This window comes from Bradyrhizobium diazoefficiens USDA 110 (assembly GCF_000011365.1).
GTDB classification, from domain to species: Bacteria; Pseudomonadota; Alphaproteobacteria; order Rhizobiales; family Xanthobacteraceae; genus Bradyrhizobium; species Bradyrhizobium diazoefficiens.
This window is the reverse complement of sequence record NC_004463.1, coordinates 8,817,939-8,844,933: the sequence shown is the minus strand read 5'-3', so window position 1 is coordinate 8,844,933 and position 26,995 is coordinate 8,817,939. Positions and strand designations below refer to the sequence as shown.

29 protein-coding genes and 2 pseudogenes are annotated in these 26,995 nt (G+C 61.7%); 14 read left to right on the top strand and 17 right to left on the bottom strand.

Going from position 1 to position 26,995, the window contains the following annotated elements; all coding sequences use genetic code 11:
* Positions 1-66: 66 nt before the first annotated feature.
* On the bottom strand, positions 67-462 hold the full coding sequence (locus BJA_RS40920; RefSeq protein ID WP_063921576.1) for a PRC-barrel domain-containing protein: 396 nt from the start codon (positions 460-462) through the stop codon (positions 67-69).
* Between the two features lie 111 nt (positions 463-573).
* Here BJA_RS40920 and BJA_RS40915 point away from each other — a divergent pair, with 111 nt between their 5' ends.
* A complete protein-coding gene (locus BJA_RS40915) occupies positions 574-885 on the top strand; it encodes a hypothetical protein (RefSeq protein ID WP_063921655.1) in 312 nt (103 codons plus the stop codon).
* Between the two features lie 12 nt (positions 886-897).
* On the opposite strand, the gene BJA_RS40910 is transcribed toward BJA_RS40915, so the two are convergent.
* Complete coding sequence (locus BJA_RS40910; protein WP_011090785.1) at positions 898-1,518, bottom strand: response regulator transcription factor; 621 nt, start codon at positions 1,516-1,518, stop codon at positions 898-900.
* Positions 1,519-1,854: 336 nt separating this feature from the next.
* On the opposite strand from BJA_RS40910, the gene BJA_RS40905 reads away from it, so the two are divergent.
* On the top strand, positions 1,855-2,217 hold the full coding sequence (locus tag BJA_RS40905) for a nuclear transport factor 2 family protein (protein ID WP_063921575.1): 363 nt from the start codon (positions 1,855-1,857) through the stop codon (positions 2,215-2,217).
* Here BJA_RS40905 and BJA_RS43475 read toward each other — a convergent pair.
* Positions 2,189-2,581: an HWE histidine kinase domain-containing protein gene (locus BJA_RS43475; RefSeq protein WP_011090783.1), complete on the bottom strand. Its 393-nt coding sequence runs from the start codon at positions 2,579-2,581 to the stop codon at positions 2,189-2,191. The two genes, BJA_RS40905 and BJA_RS43475, sit on opposite strands and share 29 nt — an antisense overlap.
* 38 nt (positions 2,582-2,619) lie before the next feature.
* Between BJA_RS43475 and BJA_RS40895 the strand changes: the two genes are divergently transcribed.
* From BJA_RS40895 to mdoH, 6 genes are all read left to right on the top strand, one after another.
* Positions 2,620-2,889, top strand: coding sequence for a hypothetical protein (locus BJA_RS40895; RefSeq protein WP_011090782.1), 270 nt, complete (start codon positions 2,620-2,622; stop codon positions 2,887-2,889).
* Between the two features lie 490 nt (positions 2,890-3,379).
* Positions 3,380-4,471: a DUF1236 domain-containing protein gene (locus tag BJA_RS40890; RefSeq protein WP_011090780.1), complete on the top strand. Its 1,092-nt coding sequence runs from the start codon at positions 3,380-3,382 to the stop codon at positions 4,469-4,471.
* A gap of 25 nt (positions 4,472-4,496) precedes the next feature.
* Positions 4,497-4,808, top strand: coding sequence for a hypothetical protein (locus tag BJA_RS40885; RefSeq protein WP_011090779.1), 312 nt, complete (start codon positions 4,497-4,499; stop codon positions 4,806-4,808).
* Between the two features lie 320 nt (positions 4,809-5,128).
* Entirely contained in the window at positions 5,129-5,602 is a 474-nt protein-coding gene (locus BJA_RS40880; RefSeq protein WP_011090778.1) for a hypothetical protein, read from the top strand.
* 582 nt (positions 5,603-6,184) lie between these two features.
* Positions 6,185-7,696 carry a glucan biosynthesis protein G gene (locus BJA_RS40875; protein ID WP_063921572.1) on the top strand — a complete coding sequence of 504 codons (1,512 nt, stop codon included), beginning with the start codon at positions 6,185-6,187 and terminating at the stop codon, positions 7,694-7,696.
* Entirely contained in the window at positions 7,684-9,825 is a 2,142-nt protein-coding gene (mdoH, locus tag BJA_RS40870; protein WP_063921571.1) for a glucans biosynthesis glucosyltransferase MdoH, read from the top strand. The genes BJA_RS40875 and mdoH overlap by 13 nt, the downstream gene beginning before the upstream one ends.
* Before the next feature lie 147 nt (positions 9,826-9,972).
* Here the strand turns inward: mdoH and BJA_RS43470 are convergent.
* The 3 genes and pseudogenes from BJA_RS43470 to BJA_RS40860 form a co-directional block, all read right to left on the bottom strand.
* A pseudogene (locus BJA_RS43470) lies at positions 9,973-10,453 on the bottom strand (NUDIX domain-containing protein); the annotation flags it as partial.
* A 50-nt stretch (positions 10,454-10,503) separates the two neighbouring features.
* Positions 10,504-13,047 (bottom strand): excinuclease ABC subunit UvrA, encoded by a 2,544-nt coding sequence (gene uvrA, locus BJA_RS40865; protein ID WP_011090774.1) that lies wholly within the window; start codon positions 13,045-13,047, stop codon positions 10,504-10,506.
* 154 nt (positions 13,048-13,201) lie between these two features.
* Positions 13,202-13,966 carry a DUF72 domain-containing protein gene (locus BJA_RS40860; RefSeq protein ID WP_011090773.1) on the bottom strand — a complete coding sequence of 255 codons (765 nt, stop codon included), beginning with the start codon at positions 13,964-13,966 and terminating at the stop codon, positions 13,202-13,204.
* 469 nt (positions 13,967-14,435) lie between these two features.
* Between BJA_RS40860 and BJA_RS40855 the strand changes: the two genes are divergently transcribed.
* The 3 genes from BJA_RS40855 to BJA_RS40845 all read left to right on the top strand — a co-directional run bounded on the left by BJA_RS40855 (position 14,436) and on the right by BJA_RS40845 (position 16,782).
* The gene (locus BJA_RS40855) at positions 14,436-14,675 is read left to right on the top strand and encodes a hypothetical protein (RefSeq protein ID WP_162494172.1); all 240 of its coding nucleotides are present in this window, start codon (positions 14,436-14,438) and stop codon (positions 14,673-14,675) included.
* Between the two features lie 712 nt (positions 14,676-15,387).
* A complete protein-coding gene (locus BJA_RS40850) occupies positions 15,388-15,609 on the top strand; it encodes a hypothetical protein (RefSeq protein WP_080677640.1) in 222 nt (73 codons plus the stop codon).
* A gap of 495 nt (positions 15,610-16,104) precedes the next feature.
* Positions 16,105-16,782 carry an HAD family hydrolase gene (locus tag BJA_RS40845; protein WP_011090769.1) on the top strand — a complete coding sequence of 226 codons (678 nt, stop codon included), beginning with the start codon at positions 16,105-16,107 and terminating at the stop codon, positions 16,780-16,782.
* Positions 16,783-16,902: 120 nt separating this feature from the next.
* Here the strand turns inward: BJA_RS40845 and BJA_RS43775 are convergent.
* The 3 genes and pseudogenes from BJA_RS43775 to BJA_RS43765 all read right to left on the bottom strand — a co-directional run.
* Positions 16,903-16,992, bottom strand: a pseudogene (locus BJA_RS43775) (3-oxoacyl-ACP reductase); the annotation flags it as partial.
* A gap of 11 nt (positions 16,993-17,003) precedes the next feature.
* Positions 17,004-17,144, bottom strand: coding sequence for an SDR family oxidoreductase (locus tag BJA_RS43770; protein ID WP_250647512.1), 141 nt, complete (start codon positions 17,142-17,144; stop codon positions 17,004-17,006).
* On the bottom strand, positions 17,123-17,308 hold the full coding sequence (locus tag BJA_RS43765; protein WP_250647509.1) for a hypothetical protein: 186 nt from the start codon (positions 17,306-17,308) through the stop codon (positions 17,123-17,125). The genes BJA_RS43770 and BJA_RS43765 overlap by 22 nt, the downstream gene beginning before the upstream one ends.
* On the opposite strand from BJA_RS43765, the gene BJA_RS44095 reads away from it, so the two are divergent.
* Both BJA_RS44095 and BJA_RS40835 read left to right on the top strand, forming a co-directional pair.
* Positions 17,232-17,531 (top strand): hypothetical protein, encoded by a 300-nt coding sequence (locus BJA_RS44095; protein WP_370163692.1) that lies wholly within the window; start codon positions 17,232-17,234, stop codon positions 17,529-17,531. The two genes, BJA_RS43765 and BJA_RS44095, sit on opposite strands and share 77 nt — an antisense overlap.
* 170 nt (positions 17,532-17,701) lie before the next feature.
* A complete protein-coding gene (locus BJA_RS40835) occupies positions 17,702-18,262 on the top strand; it encodes a type 1 glutamine amidotransferase domain-containing protein (protein ID WP_011090767.1) in 561 nt (186 codons plus the stop codon).
* A gap of 254 nt (positions 18,263-18,516) precedes the next feature.
* On the opposite strand, the gene BJA_RS40830 is transcribed toward BJA_RS40835, so the two are convergent.
* The 7 genes from BJA_RS40830 to BJA_RS40805 form a co-directional block, all read right to left on the bottom strand.
* Entirely contained in the window at positions 18,517-18,672 is a 156-nt protein-coding gene (locus BJA_RS40830; protein ID WP_155257887.1) for a hypothetical protein, read from the bottom strand.
* 856 nt (positions 18,673-19,528) lie between these two features.
* Positions 19,529-19,702: a hypothetical protein gene (locus BJA_RS42540; RefSeq protein ID WP_165448183.1), complete on the bottom strand. Its 174-nt coding sequence runs from the start codon at positions 19,700-19,702 to the stop codon at positions 19,529-19,531.
* Between the two features lies 1 nt (position 19,703).
* Positions 19,704-19,904 carry a hypothetical protein gene (locus BJA_RS40825; RefSeq protein ID WP_028150866.1) on the bottom strand — a complete coding sequence of 67 codons (201 nt, stop codon included), beginning with the start codon at positions 19,902-19,904 and terminating at the stop codon, positions 19,704-19,706.
* Between the two features lie 353 nt (positions 19,905-20,257).
* Positions 20,258-20,572, bottom strand: a complete 315-nt coding sequence (locus BJA_RS40820; RefSeq protein WP_011090765.1) for a hypothetical protein — start codon at positions 20,570-20,572, stop codon at positions 20,258-20,260.
* Positions 20,572-21,204 (bottom strand): cysteine hydrolase family protein, encoded by a 633-nt coding sequence (locus BJA_RS40815; RefSeq protein ID WP_063921569.1) that lies wholly within the window; start codon positions 21,202-21,204, stop codon positions 20,572-20,574. Before BJA_RS40815 ends, BJA_RS40820 begins: the two co-directional genes overlap by 1 nt.
* A 429-nt stretch (positions 21,205-21,633) precedes the next feature.
* On the bottom strand, positions 21,634-22,812 hold the full coding sequence (locus tag BJA_RS40810) for a YihY/virulence factor BrkB family protein (protein WP_011090763.1): 1,179 nt from the start codon (positions 22,810-22,812) through the stop codon (positions 21,634-21,636).
* Positions 22,813-22,844: 32 nt separating this feature from the next.
* Positions 22,845-24,017, bottom strand: a complete 1,173-nt coding sequence (locus BJA_RS40805) for a sensor histidine kinase (RefSeq protein WP_063921568.1) — start codon at positions 24,015-24,017, stop codon at positions 22,845-22,847.
* Between the two features lie 272 nt (positions 24,018-24,289).
* On the opposite strand from BJA_RS40805, the gene BJA_RS40800 reads away from it, so the two are divergent.
* On the top strand, positions 24,290-25,600 hold the full coding sequence (locus tag BJA_RS40800) for an NRAMP family divalent metal transporter (protein ID WP_028150869.1): 1,311 nt from the start codon (positions 24,290-24,292) through the stop codon (positions 25,598-25,600).
* Here the strand turns inward: BJA_RS40800 and BJA_RS40795 are convergent.
* A complete protein-coding gene (locus BJA_RS40795) occupies positions 25,597-26,961 on the bottom strand; it encodes a carbohydrate porin (protein WP_162494171.1) in 1,365 nt (454 codons plus the stop codon). The two genes, BJA_RS40800 and BJA_RS40795, sit on opposite strands and share 4 nt — an antisense overlap.
* Positions 26,962-26,995 lie beyond the last annotated feature (34 nt).

Here is a 26,995-nt window from a genome sequence, read left to right as displayed (position 1 = left end):
AGGCACCCCTCCAGATCGGAGAGCGAGCCTCAAAGTCCGGCTCGCTCTCTGTGACGAACCAACTGACTATTTCTTTTCCGGCACCCAGGTCGTGCTGGCTCGATCGTACTTGAAACCAAGGGCGCCCTTCAGGCCGTCCTTGGTTTCGTCGAGGGTCAGCCACCACTTGTCGTTCTTTTTGGCGGTCTTGACCGCGGTGAACGGCACGATGACATCCTTCTCGCCGACGCCGAGAAATCCGCCAACCCCGATCACCAGTCCGGTGATCTTGCCCGCCTTGTCGACGAGGACGTCGTCGATATCGCCGATTTTGCTCTCCTTAGGGTCGTAAACGGCCTGCTTGTAGTAGTTCGTCACCGTCCAACTTTCGGTCGGCGCCGCGGTCAGCACAGCGGTCGCGGCGACTGCACTGGTTGCCATCGTTGCAGCCAGCAGACATCCGGTTGCGAGACCTTTCTTCATACCCGAACTCCTCGATCCATAATGATCCGATCCAACGGGATAAAGTGGCAAATGTTCCGACGATGGAACGTCGCCGTTCGTTGCGCCGTTGAAGTAGGCCAGGAGCTGCTGATGAGCCTCAGACAACGGATCGAAAATCTCGGACCCTACCAATCGCTGCTTTTGTTGGCGGTGCCGACGGCGACGGTAGAGCCATTGAAACTGGTCGCAGTCGCGGTTGCCGGCGAAGGTCACTGGATCGCGGGCACGGTCATGATCGCGGCGTGCTATCTGCTCAGCCTCGTTCTGGTCGAACGGCTCTTCGTCATAGTCAAGCCGAAGCTGCTGACCATTCGGTGGTTCGCGACGCTTTGGGCGACGGTCCTCGTTGTGCGCGCATGGATCGCCTCGTCGTTCCGGCGGCTTCGTGAAGGGACGAGTTGAGTCGCGGCTTCGTCAGCTCAGGTCGATCTCGACCGCAATCCGGACGAGGTCCGAGTGGCTCTTGGCGCCCAGCTTGGTCTTGAGCGCCGAGGTGATGTTTGCGACCGTCTTGTAGGAGATCCCGAGTTCGGCTGCGACTTCCGATATCCGGTCGCCCCGCCCCAACAGCCGCAATATTTCGAGCTCGCGTGCGCTCATCTGGGTCAAGGGGCTGGCCTTGATCGCCGCGCCCGCGAAGGTCGTCGCTTCGGCGAGGCGTGGCGAGACGAAGCGCTCACCCGCCGCGACCTTCCGGATCGCCTTTGCAAGGATCCTGGGATCATCGCTCTTTGACACGTATCCTTGGATGCCCATTTCGACGGCGCGCGCCACGAAGGCCGGATCGTCGCTCACGCTAAGCATAACAATCCGTGCGGCCGGGTCGTCCTTGCGGATCCGGCGCGTCAGTTCGAAACCCGTCAGGTCGGGGAGCCTGACGTCCACAACGGTCACGTCGGGGTGCTTGTGAAGGTAAGCGCGATGGCCCGCCTTCGCATCCGCGGCCTCGTCGATCTCGACGGAGGGGTCGGATGCGAAAAGGGCGCGGCACCCCGATATGACCACAGGATGGTCTTCGACGATCAGCACCCGCATGATCGATTTTCCTTACTCTTCACCTGAGTTTCCTCGATTTGTACGACAGGAACGTCGCGTGGGCGTACATGGTTCGAAATCAACCGATAAAAGGACGGCGCCAGATCGAAGCGACACCGTCTTGCAAGCTCCGAATTTCTTCCTTCCGGGAGCGACCGTCGTGGCGGAGTCGAGCTTTCGCGCGATAACGGACGCACGAACGAGCGTTGCTATCTTCCGTCTCGAGCCAGCAGATCGAAAGATCCTAAACGGGAGCAGAACCGGCGGTTCATGCAGCGTTCAACGCGCCCGGCCTAAGCAAACCGCGCCACCGGGGACAAGTGCGCGAGGTGGAACATGTCTGGTTCGGATGAGTTCGATCCCATCGGGATCGTAATCGATTGGCTTGATGCATGCCGCCAGCGACGCCTGGCGGATCTTTTGGAACTCTACGCCGATCGGGCGACGCTCGATTGCTGCGACGGCGGACGTTTCGTTGGCCGAAGCGGCCTGCTTCGCTATTGGCCCGGCAAGCTGCAGGCCGCGACGCCCTCGGCCTTCGAGCTCCACGAGGTGCTTCCCGAGGGTGATTGCGTCATCCTGGACTACGGGAATTACGACGGCACCAGCGTGCGGACAAAATTCTGGTTCGACGATGTCGGACGGATCAGCAGGACGCGCTGCATGCCCCTTAGCGGCCTTGGCTCCAGGGCAGCGTAGCTGCCGAGACGTCTAGGACGCGGGCTACGGAGGAGAGATCGCCGATTTCGGCGAGCCTCTCCACCGTCACGGCTGCGATCAGTTCATGTGACCGATGAGGTAGATGCCGCCGCCGACGAAAAGGACGGCCGGCACGGCCCACAGAATGAGGACGGGCATGTTCGTCTCCTTCAATTGCTGTGGTTAGTTGGAGGAGCAGACCTTGATGGTCTTCATCCCGGCTTCGGCTTCCGTGCGGGTCTTGCGCCAGCGCCTGAACGGTAGCGAGGCTGTTCTTGATCCGATGCTCGAGTTCCCGGACAAGAAGAGACAGTCGCTGCTCGGTCGCGGACCGTCTCGCGAGCTCGTCGCCGCTGGCGACCACCGCGGTCTACCCGCCCCCTTGCGACCTACAGTGAAGTCGTGTCGGCAAATCACGTCGAGAACGTCCCGAGGTCAGCAACCGTCAAAGCAGTGCTACACATCGAGGTTGCGCCGCGCAGCGGCCGCGAAGCGAACGTCTTCGGCGCAATAAGCCGATCAATCTCGCCCCGTTTCCAGCCGATCCGGGCCGCAACCTTGTTCGACTTTGCGCGTTCGCTTGGACGAAACCTGGAGGGGCCCATGTCAGCCAAGCTGCGATTCTTTCTTGCCGGCGCGGCAACGGCCATCGCCATCATCGCCGTTGGTTAGGAGGCGGCGCGCTGTTCGCAAGTTCGGCATCGAAGCAGGTACGACCGGCCCGCATCGAACATCAGGCGACCGCGCCCACGCCCGCAGTGCGCGTCGCTCTTCCCGCAACATCCGAGCCCGTCGCTCCAACGCCGGTCCTCGCGGTCGACCTCTCTCAGGAGAAGGCGCAGCAGACGCAGCTTGCGCCGCAGGCTCAATCGGAAGCGCAGACGGAGGAACGTCCGAAGACAAGGCGGGAGTTGCGCGAGGAGCGCCGGAAACTGCGAGTGGAGCGCCGCGCGAAGGGGCGGGAGAGGCGACATCATCGCAAGGCTTCTCAGCAGCAGGAAGCGAGCCGGAATGGCGAGATCCCGCCTCAGTAGGGACGTCGCCAGCAACCCCGGCCGACAGCTCCCAAGGGTTCCCTCCTGAGAAATGCCACTTTTTCCCGATCTCGGGAACGATTGTCCGGACGTGCGGTTGGTGTGCGCTTTTTTGTTGGAGACACACCATGATCAAACGCCAGTTGATGACCACGACCGCAGCCATTCTGATTTCGACCGCAGCTTTCGCGCAGAACAATTCGAAGGACGTCCCGAGCGCGAGCCCCTCGGCGCAGCAGACCGAAAAATCCACGTCGACACCACCGACATCCAATCCCTCGACCACGACGTCGACGCAGTCGCAGGCCTCGCCTCCGTCCGCCTCGACCCAGACCCCGTCCGCGTCGACGACTACTCAGGCGCAGCAAAACACCGCCACCGACAGCAGCCGCACCAATCAGAACTCGACGGGCACGAACGGCGTCAGCACCAACACGTCGACGGGCGCTCAGCAGCCGGCTACGGCCAGCCAGACCCAGTCCGGCCAGCCGACGGCCAACCAGCAGCAGTCGACCAATCCGGCGCCGTCCACAGGCACAAACCAGGCCCAACAGACGCCGGCCTCTGGCAATTCGTCGAACCCCTCCGCGCAGCGGCAGGACACCCAGCAGAATGCGGCCGGGCGAACCGGGTCGGATCGGACCAATGTTTCGATCCAACTCAACGATACGCAGCGGACCCGCGTCAGCGAATCCGTCTCGCACCTGAACGTGCAGCCTCTCACCAACGTCAATTTCTCGGTGTCAGTAGGTACGGCCATTCCGCGCGACGTGCGCCTTCAGCCACTTCCCGCCGACGTCATCGAAATCGTTCCGCAGTACAGGGGCTACAACTTCGTCCTGGTCCGCGACGAGATCGTGATCGTCGATCCCTCGAGCTATCAGATCGTCGCCACCATGCCCTACTCGGGACGATCGACGGCGGCCGCGCCGGCACCACGCGAGCAGCGCAAGGTGACCTTCAGCGACCGCGATCGTGAGACCGTACGCAAGCACGTGCGGGCGGCGCCGGCCGAACGGCGGACGACGACGACGGGAAGCACGGTGCGGACTGAGATCCGCAGAGGCGAACGCGTGCCCGACAGCGTCGAGATCGAAGCCTTCCCGGAGGACGTCTATCGCGATGCCCCGACGCTGCGGGAGTACCGCTACATCCACCGCGACAATCGCACCTACATCGTCGAGCCGCAGGAGCGGCGCGTGATCGAAGAAATCGACTAACGACAACCGATAGGAGGAGAGAACGATGAAGACCATTCTGCTCGCAGCCGCCGCCGTGGCATCGCTCGCGACTGCTACTTCGGCCGCGCCGCTCAACCCCGGCGGGCTGGCCACCGTGGAGAAGGCAAACGTAGAACAGGTTCGCCTGGTCTGCGACGAATACGGCCGTTGCTTCCGGACGCGCGGTCCCCGCTACGTCCAGCGCTACTACGACGACGACGCCTACGTCGCGCGCCGCAGCTACGGCTACTACGGTGGACCGGGCTACTACGACCGCGGCTACGGCTACTCCAGCGGGCCGAGCATCGGCTTCAGCTTCGGCACCCGCGGCTGGTAATAAACGAGACTGACGGAGGGGCTGCCGCTCGGGCGGCTCCTCTCGTTTTATCCTACATCGAGGCGCTTAGTAACTTCACACCTTCCACCGCCAAAGCCTCAGCGCTCCGGCCGTCCCGGCCGATCGCTCTTAGCCGGACCGCGTTAGTGCCGCGTGGCGCACATCGTCATCCTTCGCCGCCGGGTTGATCATCGTATAGGCTTCCCGCGCACGGGCTGTCGCGGCGCTGCTTCGGCGAGCATCGGCATCGCTACTGGTCTGAGCGAAAATTGCCACTGTTTCCCGGATTGTCAAACGGACTTTGCCCGTGAGGGCACCGCATGGAAGGAACGATTGCCGAAATTTCCCGTTGTGACGTGGAGTTCGAAGTCGGGCTCGATCAGCGGGGGGTCATGCCGGTCGTCAGATATTTCGTTTTCGTCGGCAGCGTGCTTTTCGGTCTGCTCTTGGCAGCCGACCGATATCTGCCCGCGCCCGCCGGGCGCTCGTCCGCGATCGACGTAGACCGAAGCATCATCCGGATCCGCTCAGCGCGAAACCTCCCTGAAAAGATCGTCTTCGACACGGCGAGCGCGCTCGTGGCGACGGCTTCCGGTCAGGCCGAGGTCGAGCAGCGTGAAGATCCGCGGCACGCACTCGCGATGATGCCGCGAGATAGTCAGGCCGTGAAACCTGCGCCGACCGCAATGGGTCGCGTCGCCGAGCGCCGCGCTTCCCGTCTGCATCGTGCGTTCCGAAAGCCGGCTGAACCAAGGGTTGCGATGGATCGTCACGAATTATTCGGCGGATGGTAGTCCGAAGCAAAGCTCGATCATGCAGGCATACCCGGCCCCGCATCCCGAAGTCGAACCGGGACGACCGCAAACTGCATCAGGATCGCGCTCAGCCTGGGCGGGGCGGAGAACCTAGACCGGCCAATGGCTCGCCGAAGACATTTTTTGGATGCGTCTTCAAAACGTCGCAGCTGTCGCCGTCAGGCGTTTCGGTCAATCGGGAAAAAGTAGAAACTTTCGTGATCAATCCGAGTTGGCGTCGAACGATGTTTCGATGCCCGGGCCGAGGAGTTGACGGGGCGTTGGCATAGCTATTTCGTGCGACTTGCAGGCGAGGAATGCTGAGGCGGATACACACGCTTGTGCGTCAGATAGCCAACGAGACCGCACGTTCGGGTTGGACGTTGCTTGCTGTGTCGTTTGCGGCCTCCGCAGCTGTCGTGTCGGGGCTGCGCGCGCTCTTCGGCTGATAAGGACGGCAATTGCGCAGCATTCCCCGTGGCTGGCCCCTTCAGCCATTCTGCCGGCCAAATCGTAGTCTTCCGCACGGAACTCCAGGGAACAGCGGCAGTTGCTCCCTCGCTTCGAAACCGGAGGAGCAAAGTGAATCGCCGACAACTTCTTCGTGGATCAGTAGCTGTTTCAGCTGCAGCTGTACTGCCGCGGGCAGCGGACGCTCAGTCCGGAACCGCCCTCACGTTCAGCCCGTCCTATGTCCGCGAGCTTGCCCGTGCGCTTGCGACCAAGCCATTCGCGGCTCCGGACGAGAAGCTGCCTGAGGCACTGAAGAACCTCAACTACGACCAATACCGGTCTATTCGTTTCGCGCCCGAAAAGGCGCTGTGGCGCGCAGAAAAGCTGCCATTCGAAGTTCAATTTTTCCACCGCGGCTTCTTTTACAAGAACAGGGTCGACATCTTTCAGGTGGCGGACAGGAGCGTCACACCGGTCTCGTACCGGCGCGATGACTTTTCGTTCGGCGAGGGGCTCGGACAATGGCCGGATGCGGACCTCGGGTTCGCCGGCTTCCGCATCCACGCCCCAATCAACAAACCGGATTATTACGACGAACTTTGCGTCTTCCTCGGCGCAAGCTACTTCCGGGTGGTTGCGAAAGGACAGACTTATGGTCTGTCGGCGCGGGGGCTTGCGATCGATACCGGCGAAAGCAAGGGCGAAGAGTTCCCGGTGTTCAAGGCCTTCTGGCTGGAGAAGCCGGCGCCGAGTGCCTCCTCGATGGTGGTCCACGCGCTGCTAGACAGCAAGAGCGCGGCCGCAAGCTACCGTTTCACCATTCGGCCCGGCCAAACCACGGTTTTCGACGTCGAGATGGCGCTCTATCCGCGGGTCGACCTCGAGCACGCCGGGCTCGCGCCGATGACCAGCATGTTCTTCTTCGGTCCGAACGATCGAAAGGATTTCGACGATTTCCGCCCGGCCGTTCACGATTCGGATGGGCTTTCGATCTTCAACGGCCGAGGTGAGCAACTCTGGCGACCGCTCAACAATCCGCACGATCTGCAGGTCAGCAGTTTTACCGACGTCAATCCGGGTGGCTTCGGCCTGATGCAGCGGGAAAGGAACTATCTCGCTTATCAGGATCTGGAATCAAGTTTCGAGACGCGCCCGAGCCTCTGGTTCGAACCGATCGGCGATTGGGGCGAAGGGGCGGTCAAGCTGTTCGAGATTCCGACCAAGGAGGAGGTCCACGACAATATCGCCGCGCTCTGGCAGCCGAAGCAGCCGCTGACGGCAAAGAGCGAACACATCTTTACCTATCGGCTGCACTGGGGGGCCGATGCGCCGCGGGCCGACGCGCTCGCGCGGTTCACGCGGACGGGCATCGGCAGCCGGGGAGACGACAGCAAGCTGTTCGTCCTGGAGCTGACGGGCGACCGCCTCAAAGGCGTTGATCCCAAGACAATCAAGGGGGTGGTGACCGCTGAAAAAGCCGACATCAGCAACATCGTCACGCAACCGAATCCCGCGACCGGCGGATGGCGTCTGAGCTTCCAATGTTCGGTCAAGGGGCAGGCGTCGATCGAGCTGCGTGCCTTCCTGGCGCAGAACGATGCGCCGGTCTCCGAGGTCTGGATCTATCGATGGACGCCCTGAAGCAGGCGCAGGCGCCGCTGCGAAGCGCCCCCACCCGGCCGTTCCTGCCGCAGGAAAGCCCGCTCTCGATGCTGCCGTGTCGGCTCGACCGCGCGGCTGACGTCAGGCGATCGCCGGTGCTGGCCGGGGCCACTTTAATAGTTCGCCGTCTCTTCATCTTCGTCGGCACGGCCTTGCTGACGCTTGCCGGCGGCTACGGCATGTACGACGTGGTGAAAGTCGGCGGTGTGACATTTCTCGAGGCGCTGCTGCTTGGTCTGTTCCTCGTGCTGCTCGCCTGGGTCGCATTCTCGTTCATGTCCGCCCTCGCCGGATTTTTCGTGCTGCTGACGCGCCGGCAGCCCAATCTGCCGATCGACACGACAGGCCCGCTGCCTCACGTCACCTCGCGCACCGCGATGCTGTTGCCGACCTATAACGAGGATCCGCATCATGTCATGGCGCGGCTGCGCGCGATGTACGAATCCATCGACGCGACCGGATATGGCGAACAATTCGACTGGTTCTTGCTGAGCGATACGACCGACCCGGACATCTGGATCAGCGAAGAGATGGCCTTCATTGAGCTACGCCGCGCCTGCGGTGGAGATCAGCTGTACTACCGACACCGCTCCGACAATACCGCGCGGAAGTCCGGCAACATCGCCGACTGGGTCACTAGGTTTGGCGCGGCCTATGATCACATGATCGTCCTCGATGCGGACAGCCTGATGGAGGGTGATACGATCGTTCGCCTCGTGCACGCAATGGAACGCACCCCCTCTTGCGCGCTGATCCAGACGCAGCCCGTCATCGTCAACGCGCGTACCCTGTTCAGCAGGCTGCAGCAATTTGCTGGGCGTGTGTATGGCCCCCTCATCACGGCGGGCAATGCCTGGTGGCACGATGGCGACGGCAACTATTGGGGCCACAACGCCATCATCCGGCTCAAGGCCTTCGCTGCGGAGGCCGGACTGCCCGAGCTGCGCGGTCGCAAACCGTTCGGCGGACACATCCTCAGCCATGATTTCGTCGAGGCCGCGTTGATGCGCCGCGCCGGCTGGGCGATCTATATGGTCCCAGCCGTTCGCGGCAGCTTCGAAGAGGTTCCACCGTCGCTGCTGGACTTTGCGGGGAGAGACCGTCGCTGGTGCCAGGGTAACCTCCAGCATCTCGCGGTCCTGCCCACGCGCGGGCTGCACTGGGTTTCGAGGCTACATCTGCTCACCGGCATCGGATCCTACGTGACGGCGCCGCTTTGGCTTCTGTTCCTGTTGGTCGGTCTGCTCATTTCACTGCAGGCGCACTTCATCCGGCCGGAATACTTTCCGAAGGGCTTCAGTTTGTTTCCCACCTGGCCGCAACAGGACCCGGTGCTTGCGGCCTGGGTCTTTGCCGCGACAATGGGACTTCTGATCCTGCCGAAGCTGCTGGCTTATCTGGTGCTGATCAGCAATCGTGAGGAGCGGACCGGATTTGCAGGAAGCGGTCGTGTTCTGGCGGGGGTCGTTTGCGAGGCGTTTGTGGCGGCATTGCTTGCTCCCTGCATGATGATCCTCCAGACCAAGGCCGTCATGGAAATTCTCGCTGGCCGAGACGCAGGTTGGCAAGTGCAGCGCCGAGGCGATGGACAGCTCGCCCGCGGCGAAGTCTATCGAAAGCTCGCCGGGCCGACACTCTGCGGTCTCGTCCTATCGGTCTGCGCTTATTCCGTCTCTTTGCCTCTGCTTCTCTGGATGTCGCCGGTCGTGCTGGGGCTCCTGCTTTCGATCCCTTTGGGCATCATGACTTCATTGCAATTGAGCGCGCCAGGAGTATTTGCCACGCCGGAGATCAACGAGCCGCCTGCCGTTGTGCTCCGCGCGAACGAGCTCGCCGCAGCTGAGCCCACCGAAATGGCCGGGGCTCTACGCCAGCTTAGCCGGGATCCGGAATTGCTGGCCGAGCATTTGGGCTCGCAATCACCTGCAAGCTCTCGCCGGTTTGGGCCCGTCGACGTGCCCCTTGCAACCGCAACCGCCAAGGTCGCGCGATGTGAAAGTTTGGACGATGTCCTCGCTTGGTTCGACAAGCTGGAAATGCGCGCGGTCCTTGAGAATCCGACGCTGTTGAGAAGAATCCTTGAGCTTCCTGCCGGTGGCCGAGATTAGGATGAGCGCCGCCGCGCTTGGCCCAACCCGCGCCGCGTGCGCCAGGATGATCGCGATGGTCTTGAAGCCCTCGGCGTCGCCAGTCGAACGGACTGCAACGGACACTATAGTTAAACGGACACTATAGTTAGTAGAGCGCCATGACGCTGCGGCGAGCCTATCAATGAGTTCAGCCTGGCCGGACAGAATCCTCGACCTCGCAGTTTCCAGATCGGGCCATTCAGCGCGGTCCATCTCCGGAAAGGACTGGCGCCGGCCGCTCCTGAGCGGCCACTCGATCTCGAGGTGTTGCTCGATAGCGTTGTCGCATCGAAGTCTACCTCACCGTAAAAGGCGATTACGCGCTTGCCCCGCGCTGCTGGACCCCTCCCAGACCTTCTAGCGAGCCGATCGTGGTTGCGGGGCCGAGCTCTTCGGCAAATTAGCGATGGGCCCTCTCTTCGGCCGAACCGTCGATCTCTCCTTTCGGTATCGACCAAGCGCCCTCGTCCATGTTGCGCCAGAATGGACCGCCAGGGTGAACCAGCAGCACCTCGAAGCCGCGCGGTCCACGGCGATAGCCCAATATACCGCGCTCACATTGGCTCTTGCGGGAGTTCGCTGGACACGCCCACGCTTTCTCTTCCACCAAATGAAGCCGCAGGCAGGTAAGACCTCTAAGCCCGAACCCACACCCTTTCAAGATCGATCGAGCGAGCCGCCGATGCAATCAGCGAGATACCGCGCCGTTCGACTTCGAGAGTCGGCTGCAACCTGCTCCGGCGTACCTACCGCAACAATCTTGCCGCCCTCGTCGCCGGCCCCCGGGCCGATGTCGATGATCCAGTCACTGGCCGCGGCGACAGACATGTCGTGTTCGACGACGACGACGGTGTTTCCAGCCTCAACGAGCCCGCCAAGTTGCTTCATCAGCTTCGCCACGTCCGACGGATGCAGCCCTGTCGTCGGCTCGTCCAGAACATAGATCGTACCCCCTCGCTGAGCCCGCTGTAGTTCGGTGGCAAGCTTGACACGCTGCGCCTCCCCTCCCGACAGCTCCGTGGCAGACTGGCCAAGCCGGATATAGCCCAAGCCGACCTCGCTGAGGACACCCAGCGATCGCCGCAACGACTCGTCGGCGGAGAAGAACTCAAACGCTCCGTCGACGGTCATTCTAAGCACGTCGGCGATCGAATTGCCGCGAATCTTGATCTCCAGCGTCTTGGCGTTGTAGCGAGCGCCCTTGCAGGTCGGGCAAGGCGCATAAACGCTGGGAAGGAAGAGCAACTCGACACAGACGAAGCCCTCACCTTGGCAGGTTTCGCATCGCCCTTTCGCGACGTTGAACGAAAACCTGCCGGCATCGTAGTGCCTGACGCGCGCCTGCTTCGTGGATGCAAAGAGCTTGCGGACGTGGTCCAGCAGGCCTGTGTAGGTTGCAAGGTTCGACCGGGGCGTGCGCCCGATCGGCTTCTGGTCGACAACGACGAGACGCTTGATCTGGTCGAACCCTTCGGTGATCTCCCCACCCAGGGTCTCAATCGGGGCTTCGAGACCGTCATCATCGTCGATGACGTCCACGCGCTGGCCCAGGCCGTCGCTGATCGTGTCCACCAGGAACTGGCTTATGAGACTGGATTTTCCCGATCCTGATATTCCAGTGACGCATGTGAACACGCCAAGGGGAATGTCCACGTCGACGCTATCAAGATTGTTACGGGCCACTCCCCGCAATTTCAACCAATTGGCTGCTGAACGCGTTTTTCTGATGCGCTTCTCGGCCTCACCAAACAAATATAATCGCGTTCGCGACGCCTTCACGTCGGCGAGGCCCGACAGCGGTCCGCTGTACAGGATCTGGCCGCCGTGCTCTCCGGCGCCTGGCCCGACGTCGACAATCCAGTCCGCTCGCCTGACAACGTCAAGCTCGTGTTCGACGACGAACAGCGAATTGCCGGCAGCCTTGAGACGGTCCAACGCGCGCAGCAGCGCCTCGGTATCCGCCGGATGCAGACCAGCCGAAGGCTCGTCCAGTACGTACACGACACCAAACAGATTTGATCGAACCTGCGTCGCCAGGCGTAGCCTTTGCAATTCGCCCGGGGACAGCGTCGGTGTGCTACGTTCCGACGTCAGATAACCGAGCCCGAGATCGAGCAATACGTCAAGGCGCGCGAGCATGTCCTCGACGATCCGCCGGATCACCAAAACCTTTTCGGGATGGTCGCCGGAGGCGGCGCCCCCACTGAGCGCATGCGATCGCAGAAGTTCGTTAAAGCCTTTGAGCGGCAATCGCGAGATGTCAGCAATGTCCATCCCGGCGAAGGTGACCGATAGAGCCTCCGGCTTCAACCGCTTACCCTTGCAGACAGGGCAGTCCGAGCTCGAAAGAAACCGCGATACCCGTCGCTTCATCATTGCGCTCTGCGTCGTGGCGAAGGTCTGCAGGACATATTTTCGGGCTCCCGTGAAGGTGCCTTGGTAGCTCGGCTCCTCCTTGCGCTTCAGAGCCCGCTTCGTCTCGGCTGCGGTGTATCCGGCGTAGACCGGCACGGTCGGCTGTTCATCAGTGAACAAGATCCAGTCACGATCCCGCTTCGGAAGCTCGCGCCATGGCCGGTCCACGTCGTAGCCAAGGGTCACCAGGATGTCCCGGAGGTTCTGGCCCTGCCAGGCGGTCGGCCATGCCGCCACGGCCCGTTCCCGGATGGTGAGGGAGTCGTCGGGCACAAGCGTGCGTTCGCTGACCTCATGGATCCGGCCGATGCCATGGCAGGTGGGACAGGCGCCCTCGGGCGTGTTCGGCGAGAACGACTCCGCATAAAGCAAGGGCTGCTTGCGCGGATAGTCGCCGGCGCGCGAGTAGAGCATACGCAGCAGATTGGACAACGTGGTCACACTGCCGACGGACGACCTCGTGGTCGGCGAGCCGCGCTGCTGCTGCAATGCCACCGCGGGTGGTAACCCCTCTACTGAATCCACCTCGGGCACTGCCATCTGGTGAAAAAGCCGTCGGGCATACGGGGAGACTGACTCGAGGTAGCGACGCTGGGCCTCTGCATACAGCGTCCCGAAAGCCAAGGACGACTTTCCGGATCCGGAGACGCCGGTAAACACCACGAGCGCATTGCGAGGAATCTCGACCGAGACGTCCTTGAGGTTATGCTCTCGAGCTCCGCGAACGCGAACAAGGCCGCCATCTTCGATGTCTCGTCTGCCTACGGAGCTGACCAGCTTGTTCATGCGACCTCCCTAGGCGCTCGCGAAAGCCGCGGCAGCTCCGACATGGGAAAGTCCCTACGAAACAGCCTGTTCCTTGCCCGTCGGTTGATTCATTTGGCTCTTTGGTCGTTCTGGAACGGGTTGCGTGGTCCCGGGCTCTGAAACATCGCCACAGCTACGATATCTCCAGAGCATTTCCCAATGCGGCCCCAGCCGCCGTATTGTCGAAGATGCACCACGTCTCGGCTCCCCAAAGGCGAGCGCTTTCGAGACGCCGCCCCAGTGAGAAAAGGGCCTGGCGGTCGTAGTCGGAATAGTACATGCGGGGGGACCCATGCCAACGGAAATAGGCCAGACCGCGCCAACCACCAGGCTCTCCGGAGCCCAGCACCCTAGCGGGATCCGCTGCCACCCGCGCGATGCGTCGTTCAATCAATCTGCTTTCGACTTCCTCAGTGAACCAAGTGGCATTCCGCGGCTCGATCGCGACCATGGCATCGCTGCATCCATTGACCAAGTCGAAGAAGCTGTCGAATGTCTTCGCGTCGAATGCGAGCTTCGGCGGCAGCTGAATGAGCCACGTCCCGAGTTTCGATCCCAAGCCCGCAGTTTCAGCCGCAAAGATTTTCAGGATTTCATCGCAGCCGACCAGGCCCCGATCGTGAGTGATTTCTTCCGGGAGCTTCACAGAGAACCTGAACTCTTCAGGCACCGAACTCGCCCAGCGCTCGTATGTGCTTGGTTTGTGCCTTCTTCGGAACGAGGAATTGATCTCGACGGCGTTTAGACGTCGCGCATAGCGTTCGAGATTACTTCCTGGCGCTGGAAGTCCGTCGGCATAGCGTTTATCGATGCTCCACCCGGCCGTACCGATCCGCAGCGCGGGCGCTGCTTTGGCCCGACCTCGCCCACCACTCCCTGGCACGGCTACGGCGCTCATGATGAGCGCCGCGACATGATGCCTCCCATCGTCGATAGCCCGAGCAGTCTACGATAGGCGACCAAGGTGCTCCATGTCTGACAGACCATTCCTGAGCTATTCGTACCTGTCGAAGATACCTCGTCCCTCAGACGCATGCTCGGCAAGCCTTTCCCACTCTTCAGCGAGCCGAAGCCAGGCGTTCTTGTCCACTTCGCTTCCGGCCCGTGCCGCCAGGTGACGACATTCCTCCGCCTTGCTCGTGAATCGGTCGGCTTTCGATGATGACACCACGTTTCCCTCCATCCGATAATGGAGAGCGGCACGTGTCGTTCCTGATGATGGCCACGTGCCTGGATGGCCGCTCGGAGCTCGCGCCCAAGAATGCCGTCCCGGAGTGCCAGGCCTGACTTAGGAACAACCGGTTTGCCGTATGCTTGGTTAGGGACATATGGCCAATCGGCTCAACATCTGGGCCCGGAGTTCTAAAATGCTTTTCTGGTATCCCGCCCTGACGCTGATGATGGACGCCATGCAGGTCATCGACATGCGCCTGAAGCTTATCGCGGCCGGGAAAGGCACATCTGAAGAGATGTTCCTGATGGTGAACGAAAAGGTCAACGCGATGGCGGAAGCCCGCAACATTCTCATTCAAGGCGGGCATTCGGGTCACGTGATTGACAACTATCGCAAGATCGTGGCGGCCAATGTCATGCGGCTATCTGCCTAGGCTAGGCACGTTAAGCGATCGGCGTCGCGGAGCGCTCAAAATTCCTCAACAACGATGACAGCCGACGCTCGCGGCAGCGGGCCGGTCCAGTCTCTTGCCTCGACCGCCGCACGTTCCGTCAACGTCCGAGAGCCGCAATCGACAGTTCTTATTCGCGGTCGATTGCTCGCACCCCCTCCTCTTGCGAGGGCCGGGCAAGCAGGCAGTGGAAGCGACCGTAAAGAAACCAAGCGCTGGGGATAACGCAAGTCGACCAGGAACCGGTGGGTCCCAAGACGCTTGATTTGTCAGACGTAGGAGGACGGCATGGACGCCAGCGAAACCGCAGCGATGACGAAAGCGTCCGGGCTGATGGCCTTCGTGTTGGGACTGTGGTTCGCCCGTCGGCGTTGAGATGACGTTGCGACCGGTGGGTTAAGGTTCCCTTTTTCTCGGGAGCACGCACGGGGCCGCTTCGACTCGGAGAGGATCGCAGCGCCACCGTCCAAGCCCCAGACTCTGTGCCGGCCTTTTGCCGCGCACGCGTGGCGACTTCCGAGTTCGCCGCCCTGAGGAAAACCGGATCTCGGGATTCAGGAATTTCCCCAGCGAGGCACGAATGGGAGGTTCCGGTGCTGCGAACCGTGCAATCAGCGACCATCGGCTGCCCGAGCGGAACGACGATCCCCCGTGCGACTTGATTCTCCGAACGTCGCCAAATCGGAGAACGATCATGAGAACAATCTTGGCCATCACCTGCCTGTCCGTGCTCGCGCTGGCTTCACCGGCGGAAGCCAAAGGATGTATCAAGGGCGCCATCGTTGGCGGCGTCGCTGGCCACATGGCGGGCCATGGCAAACTTGGTGCTGCGGCGGGATGCGCGGTCGGACATCACGAAGCCAATAAGCAAAACCCGAATAATTCGAACGCCCAGGCTCCATCGGGGCAGAAGTAGCGCGGGGCACCTCTGGGCCGCGCCATGAAGATCAGATCGCACTCCGAGAGCCACCTCGTCGAGCTTGAGGATGGCTCGCGCTGGCGAATTTCCCCGGCGATCTCGATCTGGCGCTGAACTCGAAGCCCGAGACGGAAATCGTCGTCATGCCGGCCGACGATGATCTGAGTTCTCATGTGTTGGTCGGCGGAGACGCAAAGGTCCGCGTGATCGCGGGGGCGAAAGCTGGCCGGTGCGTGAGGTCAAGTCGGCGTTGAAGGAAGGGTAGGACCGGGCTCCGCCAATTCGGCGGAACGAGATCCGGAGCGATCGAGACGCGAGGCCGTCGTCGGATCCGAATGCGGAATCCGCCGCGCGTCGAGCCGTCGACGATGCCAAGCGCGCTGGGCGACCGTGGACCTTATGTTGGAACGACGGCGCTCCAGACCTCAACCGGCGCATGGGTGAAGAACACACGCTACGCCGAGTGGTACGTGTCGCTCGATAGTTCTAGTCATGGAGGATCTCGAATTGCCTAAAGCAGCCATTTTCGATCTTGACGGCACGCTTCTGGACTCGGTCGATCTCCACGCGCTCGCTTGGCAAGAAGCGATGGTCAAGTTCGGTCACGACGTCACCTTCGAGCAAGTGCGCAGCCAGATCGGGAAAGGCGGCGATAAGCTGATTCCCGTTTTCCTGTCCGAGCAACAGCAGAATGAACACGGCAGAGATCTGGAGGAGTGGCGCGGCAATTGGTTCAAGTCGACTTATCTGCCCCTTGTCCGTCCCTTCTCGGCTGTTCCGAAACTCCTGCAGCGCGTCCGCGAGACCGGTCTCCGCATCGCCGTGGCTTCCTCGGCGAAGAAGGATGAACTGAAGAAGTACCTCAACATCGCGGCCATCTCAGGTCTGGTAGACGTCGCGACGTCCTCAGAAGACGTCGACGAATCCAAACCAGCCCCGGACATCTTTGAGGTCGTGCTAAAGAAGCTAGACATCGAAGGAGCCGAAGCGGTCGCGATTGGCGACACGCCGTACGATGCCATCGCGGCCCGCAAGGCCGGAATCCCGACGATCGGCGTCCTCTGCGGCGGATTTACCGAACATTCGCTGCGGGAGGCCGGGTGCGTCGAAGTGTACCCAGGACCGAGCACCCTCTACGCACGCTTCGACGACACGGCGCTCGCAAAGTAGAACGGTGGACGACGCTCGACGGCTATTCCTGAGGCGGTTGTCCATTGGAGGCGGATACGCGCCCCCGTCCACCGCGACGTTGGCACCGGTCATGAAGCTCGCGTCGTCGCTTGCCAGGAACACGATGACCGCGGCGACTTCCTGCGGTTCGCAGACGCGGCCCAACGGGATCCGCTCGGCGAACTTTGCCAGCAGCTTCTTGTCGTCCATCATATCTTCCGTCATGCCGGTCCCGTCAGGCTAGGACAGACCGCGTTCACGCGGATGCCCTTCTTGCCGAGGTCCAGGGCGAGGGCACGCGTCAGATTGAACACGACGCCCTTCGCCGTGTTGTATGGGCTCATGCCCCAATCGCCGCCGATCCCAGAGACCGACGCCGTGTTGACGATCGCGCCCCTGGTCTTTTCAAGGTGGGCAGCGCCGCGCGGCAGCCATAAAACACGCGATCGATGTCGGTCGACATGACCTTCCGCCATTTCTCGTCGGTGATTGAAGCGGGATCTTCATGGACGCCGGCGTTGTTCACGATGACGTCCAGCCGTCCGAAGCGGCGGACGACGGCCGCTTACCATTCCATCGACGGCACGCGAATCCGACACGTCGGCCGTCTGAACCATGATCTGGTCGGCAGGCAGGCTCTTGGCCACCTTTTCGAGGGAGGCTTCCTCGCGGTCGACCAGCGCCTTTCGCGCCCTCCGCGACGAAGCGGCGCGCTGTCGCTTCTCCGATGCCGGAAGCCCCTTCAGTGACTAAAACGACCTTGCCGTGGAACCTGTCGGCCATGCGAAACTCTCCTGCTGCTTTCAATTCTACCGTCGCCGCGACGGTCGGGTCCTAATTCCCGCCCGATCCAGCTTTTCAGGAACGATGCTCGAGACGATCGATTGTTGGAGGAACCCCGAAATGAAGGATTGGACCCATGGATCTGACCGGCAAAAAGATCGCCATTCTCGCCACGAACGGTTTCGAGCAGGCCGAGTTGGAAGTGCCGCAAGAGCGCCTGAAGCAAGCTGGCGCGACGGTCGATGTGGTGTCGCTCGCCGCCGGCGAGATCAAGGGCTGGGACCAGAAGGATTGGGGTCGGCCCGTGAAGGTCGACAAGACGCTCGACGAGGCGTCGGCCGCCGACTACGACGCGATCGTATTGCCTGGCGGGCAGATCAATCCGGATCTCCTGCGCGTTGAGCCCAAGGCGCTGAAGTTCATCAAGGATATCTTCGATGCCAAGAAGGTCGTGGCGGCCGTCTGCCACGCCCCATGGCTTCTCATTGAGACCGGAATCGCAAGAGGTCGCAAGATGACGTCCTTTAGGTCGATTAAGACAGACGTCGCGAATGCCGGCGCGAAGTGGGAAGATGCAGAGGTCGTCGTTGACCAGGGCGTCATCACCTCCCGCAACCCCGGTGATCTCGACGCCTTCTGCGCCAAGATCGTGGAAGAGGTCAAGGAAGGTCGGCACACCCAGCGCAGCGGGGCATGAGACGAGCGCCTAATTATCGGACGAGGCGGGCTCGGAAGCACGCGTTGCAATCCTCGAATCCGGCGAGGCAGCATTCACGACACTCGCGAAATTCGCCCACGAGGCTAGAATCCCGGCGGCATCGCTTACGGCCATCGGCGCCTTGAAAGGGCTGCGCTCGGAAGCTCAATCCAGCAAGTAGCACGTCCTTGGGATGCAGCCACCCTACGCCGACGGAAAATCTGGCCACGCTCCGCCGCGAACGCGAGTTCCGCCTATTCGCGGGCAAGCTTTGCCCAGCCCTCGCGATCGACAGCGTTGAGGCTTCGAGATGCCTCTTCGCGGCAGGCCGCCGCCTCTTTGTAGAATTGCTGAGCGGACGATGTCATCTGCGCATAATGTGAGAACTCACCAGGTAGGTCGATCTTCATAGGTGCCTCGCGCGATTTAGCGCCCGAGTGGGGCTGAATGTCGCGATCAGAAAGCGAACCACGCCAGTACCGCAATGATGGGGACGATCGCGATGCCGAAAATAATCAACGGCGAAGGTTCATTGCCTGTACGGTCACTCATCGTAGGCTCCTTAAAAGACAAGCCCCGCAGCGGCGGCGCCACGGGGCTCTCAGTACCGACATCTCAGGGGGCGGAGATGCCAGCACCTCAAGGAACCAACGGCTGGGTGTCAGCCTCGTTCCTATCGGGGGTCAGTGCGGCTTTTGCGGCTGATCGCTCTGCGGCCTTACTGCCATATTGCTGTCCGGCATTCTGTCTCGCCCCTGATCGCCGTTGTCATCCTTCCCGCCGGACGTGGACGTGCCGCTACCGCTGCGCGAGCCTGGTGACATGCCAGTCGTGCTGCGCGGATCCGCGTTCGGCGCTGTCGAGCTGGCCGCGGGATCACCGGTAACCGCTCCTCGTCCGCTCGGAGCGCCGCCTGATTGCGCCGAGGCACCGGCAGTCGAAAGGACGATCAGGCCTGCTGTTATCAACGGGACTATTTTCACGGCGAACCTCCAGAGTTGTTGCGCTCAACCGGCGCCTGTGTCGTCCGTTCCTATCGTCGCGCCTTCTTCTTTTCGCGGCCTTCTTCTCGACCCGCACGCCCTTGTATTTTTTTTGGCAGCCTTCTTGCCCTTCGCGGGCTTCTTGACGCCTATGAACTCGCCGGAAGCCTTGTTGCGCTTGCTCGCGCTGCTCCTCGATGCCCTCGCGGGCCAACTCTCGAAAGTCGTTCAGCCCCTCGGGCTCCTTTTGACCAGGAGGCTTTTTTAGGTAGATCCTTTTCTCTTATGTCTGCCCCTTTCGGAGCGCCTGCTCAACTTCATCAGCGAGACGATTGAGGTGCTCCCATAGACGATTGAATACTTCACGTTTTGCTTCATCCATAGCCGAGTCGCGGATCAGCGCCGCCTCGGCAGCATCCTTGCGAAGCTTTTCAATGGAGGCTTGATAATCCTTCACGTTATTTCGGCGGCTGCAAGCCAGGCGAATTGATCCAGATCGCAGCGCGGGCCGTGGTGTCGGCCTGTCCCGCCTTGCGAAGCAGCTCGTCTTTCTCTGCGCCAGGCGGGAGAGACGACGCCTTTTCTCGCGCATCCTTGGCGAACGACGCGAGCCGATCTTTGAGCGATCTTGTTTGCTTGAAACGACGCCGACTTGCCATGGCGCGCTCCTATCCTTCGAGGAAGGCGGGAGCGCTACCGGCGTTCTCATCACAGATAAAAGCCACGGACCGGGCTGTGATAGAACACAGACTACCATAGTCCAGAAACGGTTTCGCTATCGAAGATTAAATTCGCAGGGCGAGAGAATCGGCTCAAATTACTCAAAATGTGCACTTCACGACGTTTTCGATCCGAGCATTCCATCGCAGCCATCCTGATACGGCTGCGATGTCCGCAGTCAAAATGCGAGGAACTCCACCGGAGCATGGAGCGTCTTGATGTCATTGGTGATCCCATGGCGTTCCTCTTGATTGGATCCGATCGGCAAACTTGCCGCGCGCTTCCTAAGGCTTCAAAGAGCTATGATTTCCTGGGCGCGGATGACGATCTCCTCCTGCGAGAGCTCTCGTTCGAGCCGCTCGCGGAGGGACCGCCAGAATTCCGGTGCGAGCTTCGCGGCCATGACCTCGACGACCGCGATATCGTCGCGCTCGGTCGTGTCGCCGCTGCGCCACAGGCCCTTTGCAGGGGCCCGGATGTAGCTGGTAGCCCCGCCGAACTCGTCGGTCAGCTTCTGCAGGAATTTGTCGAACCATTCCTTGGAAACCGGCTCGCCCTTGCCGGTCTCCTTCGGCATGAGGATCTGCACGACGTAGGAACGGTTCATCAGAGGGACCTAGCCCGGCCGTCGGCCGGCCAGTTGGAGAGAAGCGTTTCGGTCGTGACGCACTCCACCTGCTGGCCGAACCGGTTCATGTAGATCTTCATCATGGAATCATGCGTCTCGTCTGCCGAGCTGCAAAGCGCATCGGCGACGAGGATCACGCGGAAGCCCCAGTCGACCGCGCCCAATACGGTTGCGAGGACGCAAACGTCGGTTTCGCCGCCTGTGACGATGACGGTTTCGACGCCGGCTTCGCGAAGTTGCGCATGCAGGCCGCTCCCTGTCCAAGGCGAGTAGACATACTTGTCGAAAGTGCGCGCGGGCGGGACGAAGCGGGCGAGCTCCTGCACCAGATCGACCATTTCCGGCCCGAGCCGGTCGATAGTCATCGAACTCCAGCGTTCGTAGTAGCGCCGCCACATGCCGGCGCCCTGGCCTGGGCTTTGCGCCGGGATGAAGCGCGTGAAGATTGTCCGCTCGGGATGGGCGGAGGTGATCGCGACGACGTTCGGCAGGACGCGCGGCAGCCACGGCATCGTCCAATCCGTACCTCCCGCGAACATCCGCTGCATGTCGACGCAGAGATGGACTGCGTTCCGGGGAGCGCCGTAGTGGAGTTCGTCACCCTTCGTCATGGACCTGTCCTCAAGAGCCAGCTCCAACGGAGGTGTAGCGGCTTGGTTCCTCCGGCTTGCCACGGGGCTATAGCGAAGGAAGCGTTTTTGATATCCATCAGGCAGGATGACTCTGCCACTGCCACTTGTCCGCCCGCTCGCACCACGTCCATGACGCCGCATCTGAATGCAGGGTCCGTTTTTATCGGCACACGACCTGCTTTTTTAGGCCGGTCCTGAAGCGATCGATGAGCACGCAGGGCGTCCGCAGGCCCGTCAGCTCGACGACCGCGTACGATGCGCGTGCCGAGCGGCATCTTTTCAAGGCCCGGGTGGCATCGCCGTCGACGCCGTTCCCCTTTCATCAGCGTAATATGGTCTGCACCGGCTTGCTGAAGCGATGTCCGCTGTCGGCAGCCACTGCCACGACCGCGCCCTCGACGGTGTGCCTCAAGATCGGGGGGCTCCCACGGTGTCTGCCATCTTGGCGCCTCTGGTGCCGAGCGGCCTAGGCTGTCCCGTCGTGGTGTCGCGCGCCGTCTGGTGCTCCATCTCGGCGTTGAGCTCGGCTCCCAGCAGGATCACGATCGCCGAGATCCAGAGCCAGGTCATGAAGCCTACCACCGCGCCTAAGGACCCATAGGTGGCATTGAAGGTGCCGAAGTTCGCGGCGTAGAAAGAAAACAGCCCGGATGCCGCGAGCCAGAGCAGGGCCGCAGCCGCGCTGCCCCAGGTGATCCACGTCCACCGCGGCGCCTGGCGGCTGGGACCGAACCGGTAGATGCAGGCGAGGGCAAAGGCCAGAGCCACGAAGAGTGCAGGCCAGCGTCCGATCCGGACAAGCAGGTCCGTCGCATTCGACAATCCGACGTAGTGCAACACCACCGGGATGACGACGACGGCGCCAAGCGCGGCCACGACGAAGGCGATCGCGCCGACGGTGAATCCTAGCGACATCGCATTCAGCTTGAAGAAACCGCGTTTCTCCTGCTCGCCGTAAACGATGTTCAGGGTGTCGAACAACGACTTCATGGCGGCGTTCGCGCTCCAGAGCGAGATCGCAAGACCGATCGCGAAAGTAAAACCAAGGGTCCGATTGCTCTTCGTTGCGACGCGCGTCAATTGCTCGCGCGCCACTTCGACGGCGCCTCCCGGAATGAAGCTCGAGACGTCGTCGAGGTGTTTGGTGATGCTGCTGGGATCGGAGAACAGACCGTAGATGGCGACGAGCGCCGCAATGGCAGGGAAAATGGCGAGCAAGCTGTAGTAGGTCATGCCGGCAGCGAGCGCGAGGACGCGGTGATCGCCGATATTGCCATAGACCCGCCAGAGGATGTCCTTCCATCCTCGTGCCGGGATCTCGGCGGGCGAACTCGCCTGGCGTCCTCGATTTCCTCCTTCGGTCGCGATTTCGGTGGGCGAGGCGTGTCTGTCGGCTTCTCCGGTTTCTGGGAATGTTTCGTCCTTTTCCGCCTGAGCGACCCGGTCGGGCGGTGAGATGCGTTCCCACAGAAAGGCGACGGCCATGAGACCTAGCGCTGCCGCCAAACTCCATTCGGGGCCATCCGGGCGTCTGGATCCAATCTTTCCGGGTTCTGCCATCATGTCCTCCGCGAACTTCAATTTCACCGCGGAGGTTGGGTTCCTGCTCGAGAGGCTCGTCAGCTTCGCAGCGATTTGAGCGGCAGCGAGATCCGGACACGGAGACCTTCGCGGCGCCAGTCGCGCTCGATCTCACCGCCGATCCGCTCGATCGTAGTCTCGACCAGCTTTGTGCCGAAACCGGTGGTCTTCGGAGCGTCAACCCCGCAAGCGCCGCTCTCGGTCCACTCCATCCGGAGCCGCTCCGCTTCCGTCGCCCAAGTGACGGTCACGCGGCCCCCTTCGTGGCTCAAGGCACCGTATTTGGAGGCGTTGGTCGCCAGTTCGTGGAAAATCAGCGCCAAATGGTTCACCGCCTGCTCTCCAATCACGAGGTCCGGTCCCTCCAGGACCGAAGGCTGTCTTTCGTGCGGGCGGAGGATTCGTTCGACCAGATCCGAGAGGCTCGCGACGGCGGCGACATCCGAGCCGAAGGAACGGCGGATCAGACCATTTGCTTGAGCCAGCGCATGCAGACGGCCCGACAAGGTCTCGGCCAGTTCTTCCTTGGTCGCCGCGTTCCGGGCCGTCATGCGAACCATGCTGTCGGCGACGCTGAAGAGGTTCTTGATGCGATGGCTCATCTCCCGCATGAGGGTTTCCTGCTGCTGCACAGCGAGCTTAAGCCGCTGCGCGGTCTGGACCGTGCGCAGGGCCATGCCCGTGAACGCCGACAGTTCGGCCATCACCCGCGCATGCTCCTGGTTGAAGTGGCCTGTGTCGGCGGCCACCAGCCAAAGCGTCCCGATCGCCTCCGCCCCCTTCATGGTCAATGGGACGAGCAGCACCTCGGGCACCGTGATCCCGGCGTCTCGGATCCAGTCGTAGGCACGTTCTGGATGTTCCATGAGGATGGGCTGGGCCAGATCGAGGCAGACCCCGCAGGGGCTGAAATTCCGCGGTGTCGTCGCGCCTTCGAAGGTCGCCAGTTCGCCCGCGAGCGCGTGCCAGCGGAACTGGCCGACTTCCGGCTCGAAGATGCTGATGCCGGCGGAGTGAGCCCCGCAGATTTCCATGCCGAGTTTGACCAGCCGGGGCAGCACCTCATCCGGATGGTCGGACATCATCTCAGCAAGGTTCTGAATGGCAAGTTTTTCGCGCAGGAAGTCAGGCGCGGCAGTCTGGCGGTCCGCGAGCTGCTCCGTGATGAAGACGGCGGCGATCGGATCGGGAAGCCGGACCTGCGATCGCATGACACACCCCCGGATTTGTCGATAGCACATCGTGACACTATCAGGCCGCCCTTACCAGCAAGTCCGCAAGCAGATCTCGCCGCTCCCGGCCAAGGAACGTCGGGGGTTCCAGCCCGTTATCAGGCGCCGTTCGGAACCTACCCTACCCGGAGCGACGCGGACACTAGCAGCCTTCGATCCTCCCTCCTTGGCCGAGCGCCCGGGCGGGCGAGCACTTTGATGACTTAGTTCTGCGCATGAGACTGTCCCAGAATGTTTGGAGAACCATTCGAATGGATGCGGCGATCGAACCGAAGGTTCAGAGGCGAAAGACGTTCCGCGTCCGCAACTTTCTCTCGACGCTGGGACCAGGCCTCATCACCGGCGCGTCCGACGATGATCCGTCCGGGATAGGCACCTACAGCCAGGCCGGCGCGCAGCTTGGGTTCGGCATCGGTTGGACCATGCTGCTCTCTTACCCCCTCATGGCTGCGATCCAGGAGATCTCCGGACGGATAGGGCGAGTGACCGGCCACGGCATCGCGGGGAATGTATGCCGGAACTTCGGCGCAGCTTGGGTCTGGAGTCTGGTGGGACTGCTTTTCGTCGCCAATACGATCAACATCGCCGCCGATCTCGGCGCGATGGCGGACGCGCTGAAGCTTTTGATCGGAGGTCCCGGCATCGCCTACGTGGTGCTGTTCGGCACTCTGTCGGTCCTCGCCCAAATCTTCTTCAATTACGACCGGTACGTGTCCGTGCTGAAGTGGTTGACGCTTAGCTTGTTCGCCTACGTGATCGCTCTCGCCGTCGTAAAGGTGCCTTGGGAGGAGGCGCTGAAGGGCGTCCTAATCCCCCGCGTAAGCTGGGACGCTGCGTTTTTGACGACGCTCGTCGCCATTCTCGGCACGACGATATCGCCTTATCTCTTCGTCTGGCAGTCGTCGCAAGAAGCCGAGGAGCAGCGAATCGACGCCGACAAGAAGCCTTTAAAGAAGGATTCGTCTGACGCACCGGAAGAATTCCGGCGTATCCGGCTGGACACGATGATCGGCATGGCCTTCTCAAACCTCATCGCGCTTTCCATCATCGTGACGACCGCGGCGACGCTTCACGCCCAGGGCAAGACCGACATCGAAAGTTCGGCGCAAGCGGCGGAAGCCTTGAAGCCGATCGCAGGTCCTTTCGCCGAGCTCATCTTCGCGCTCGGCATCGTCGGGACCGGACTGTTGGCGATCCCTGTCCTGGCCGGCTCAACTGCATACGCCATTGGCGAAGGGCGTCGCTGGAAGGTCGGTCTGTCCCGTAAGCCGAAGGAGGCCATCGCGTTCTACTCCGTGCTGGCACTTTCGGGGTTCTGCGGTATCGGGCTCAACTTCACCCCGATTGATCCGATCAAAGCCCTCTATTGGAGCGCTGTGGTCAACGGAGTGCTGGCCGCGCCTGTGATGGTCCTTCTGATGGTGCTCGTCCGGCGACCGAAGGTCATGGGCAAGCTTGTCGTCACCGGGCCCTTGTACTGGTTGGGCTGGGCGGCGACCGCCGCGATGGCTCTCTGCATCGTTGGCATGGTCGCCACGATGTTCATGGGCTCGTCGTCTTAGAACTTGAGTGTGGTCCTGAGGCCGAACACCGAAGCGTTCTTGAGAATCTTCCCCGCCAGCGGGCCGACGGGTAATGTTGCTCCACCGCCGGGGTGGACGATGTATTGAAAGTTCGGCTGTACCGTCCAGCCATCCCTGATCTGATACTGATAGACGGCCGTCAGCAATCCTTCGAAGCTTCGGATCGGCCAGCTTGGATTGACCAACGTCCGGTAGTCGGCGTCGAGCGCCTGCGCCCGTTTTGAGACATGCGCATAACCCGCGGCGATCCCGAATTTGTCGTCGGGCCGGTCGTCGCGAAGGCCGATGAACTCGAGGCCGGCATCGGCGTAGAGATCGATCAGGTTGCGATCGGCGGGCGCGCCAGCGGCCCTTGCGAAGAGACCGATCCCACGATCGTCGCTGTGAGGCACCCGGTAGATCTGTTGCTCGAACACTGCCCAGCCACCGATATCTCCTGCCAGCAATAGAGGCTCCGCGCTAGTGCCGGGAGCGGCGAACGAGACGCCATTAGACGCGAGCTGTTGATCGGCGAAAGAGCCGAAATGGCGCCAGCCGCCCAACTTGACCTGGCCGGTCAGGTTCGGGTCGCCCTTCTTGTTGTTCCAGGCGTACTGGATTTGACCTAGAAGCAACGGCGGATCGTTGACGCGAAAATTCACGCCGTAGCGATTGCGCTGCTGCGGGTCGCCTGAGCCGGGTCCGGCTTGGTCGCCGTCGAAGATCCCGCCCAGAAGCGAAAGTTGGTCAGTTACGTTGACCAGCAGCCTTGCGCCCATAGCCGCCAAAGGTGGCGATGGTCCGCCGCTGGGAAGATCGAGCGAGGTGATCGCGGGCCAACCCATCGAGGCGTTGGTGAACACGTCAGTATATTTGGTGTTGAAGAATTCGCTGTCGGCGGCAAGCTGGCCGACTTTCAACGAGACTTTCTTTGCGCCCCATTGCTTCTCGAAATAGGCTTCGTAAAGTCGCGTCGACGGCAAGGCCTCGATGCCGCTGACGACGAAGAAGTTCTGAAGATTACTGCGCGATAGACCGTCGCCATGGATCTGGAACATGTTGGCGTGAAAAGTGAGCTTGTCGATGCCGACGAGCTTCTGCAGGTCGACATCCACCGCGAGGTTGAGGCGACCTTCGTAGATAGCGCCCTGTTTCAGGCCGCCGGTAGCGTTACCAAACGCCTCGCCTATGTAAGTGGCCGCGAACTTCACGCCGTACTTCTGCAGCGGATTGGGCAGAATGCCGAGCGTCTTTTCCTCCACGGTGCTCTCACCCGTGTCCGGATCGGCCGGCTTGTCGTCGTCGGTCTTCTTGTCCTCCTGGGCCGCGGCGCCAGCTGCCAGGAGCATGACTACCGACATCGAAAGAACGACCTGCCTATAGGCTCGGTGAGGT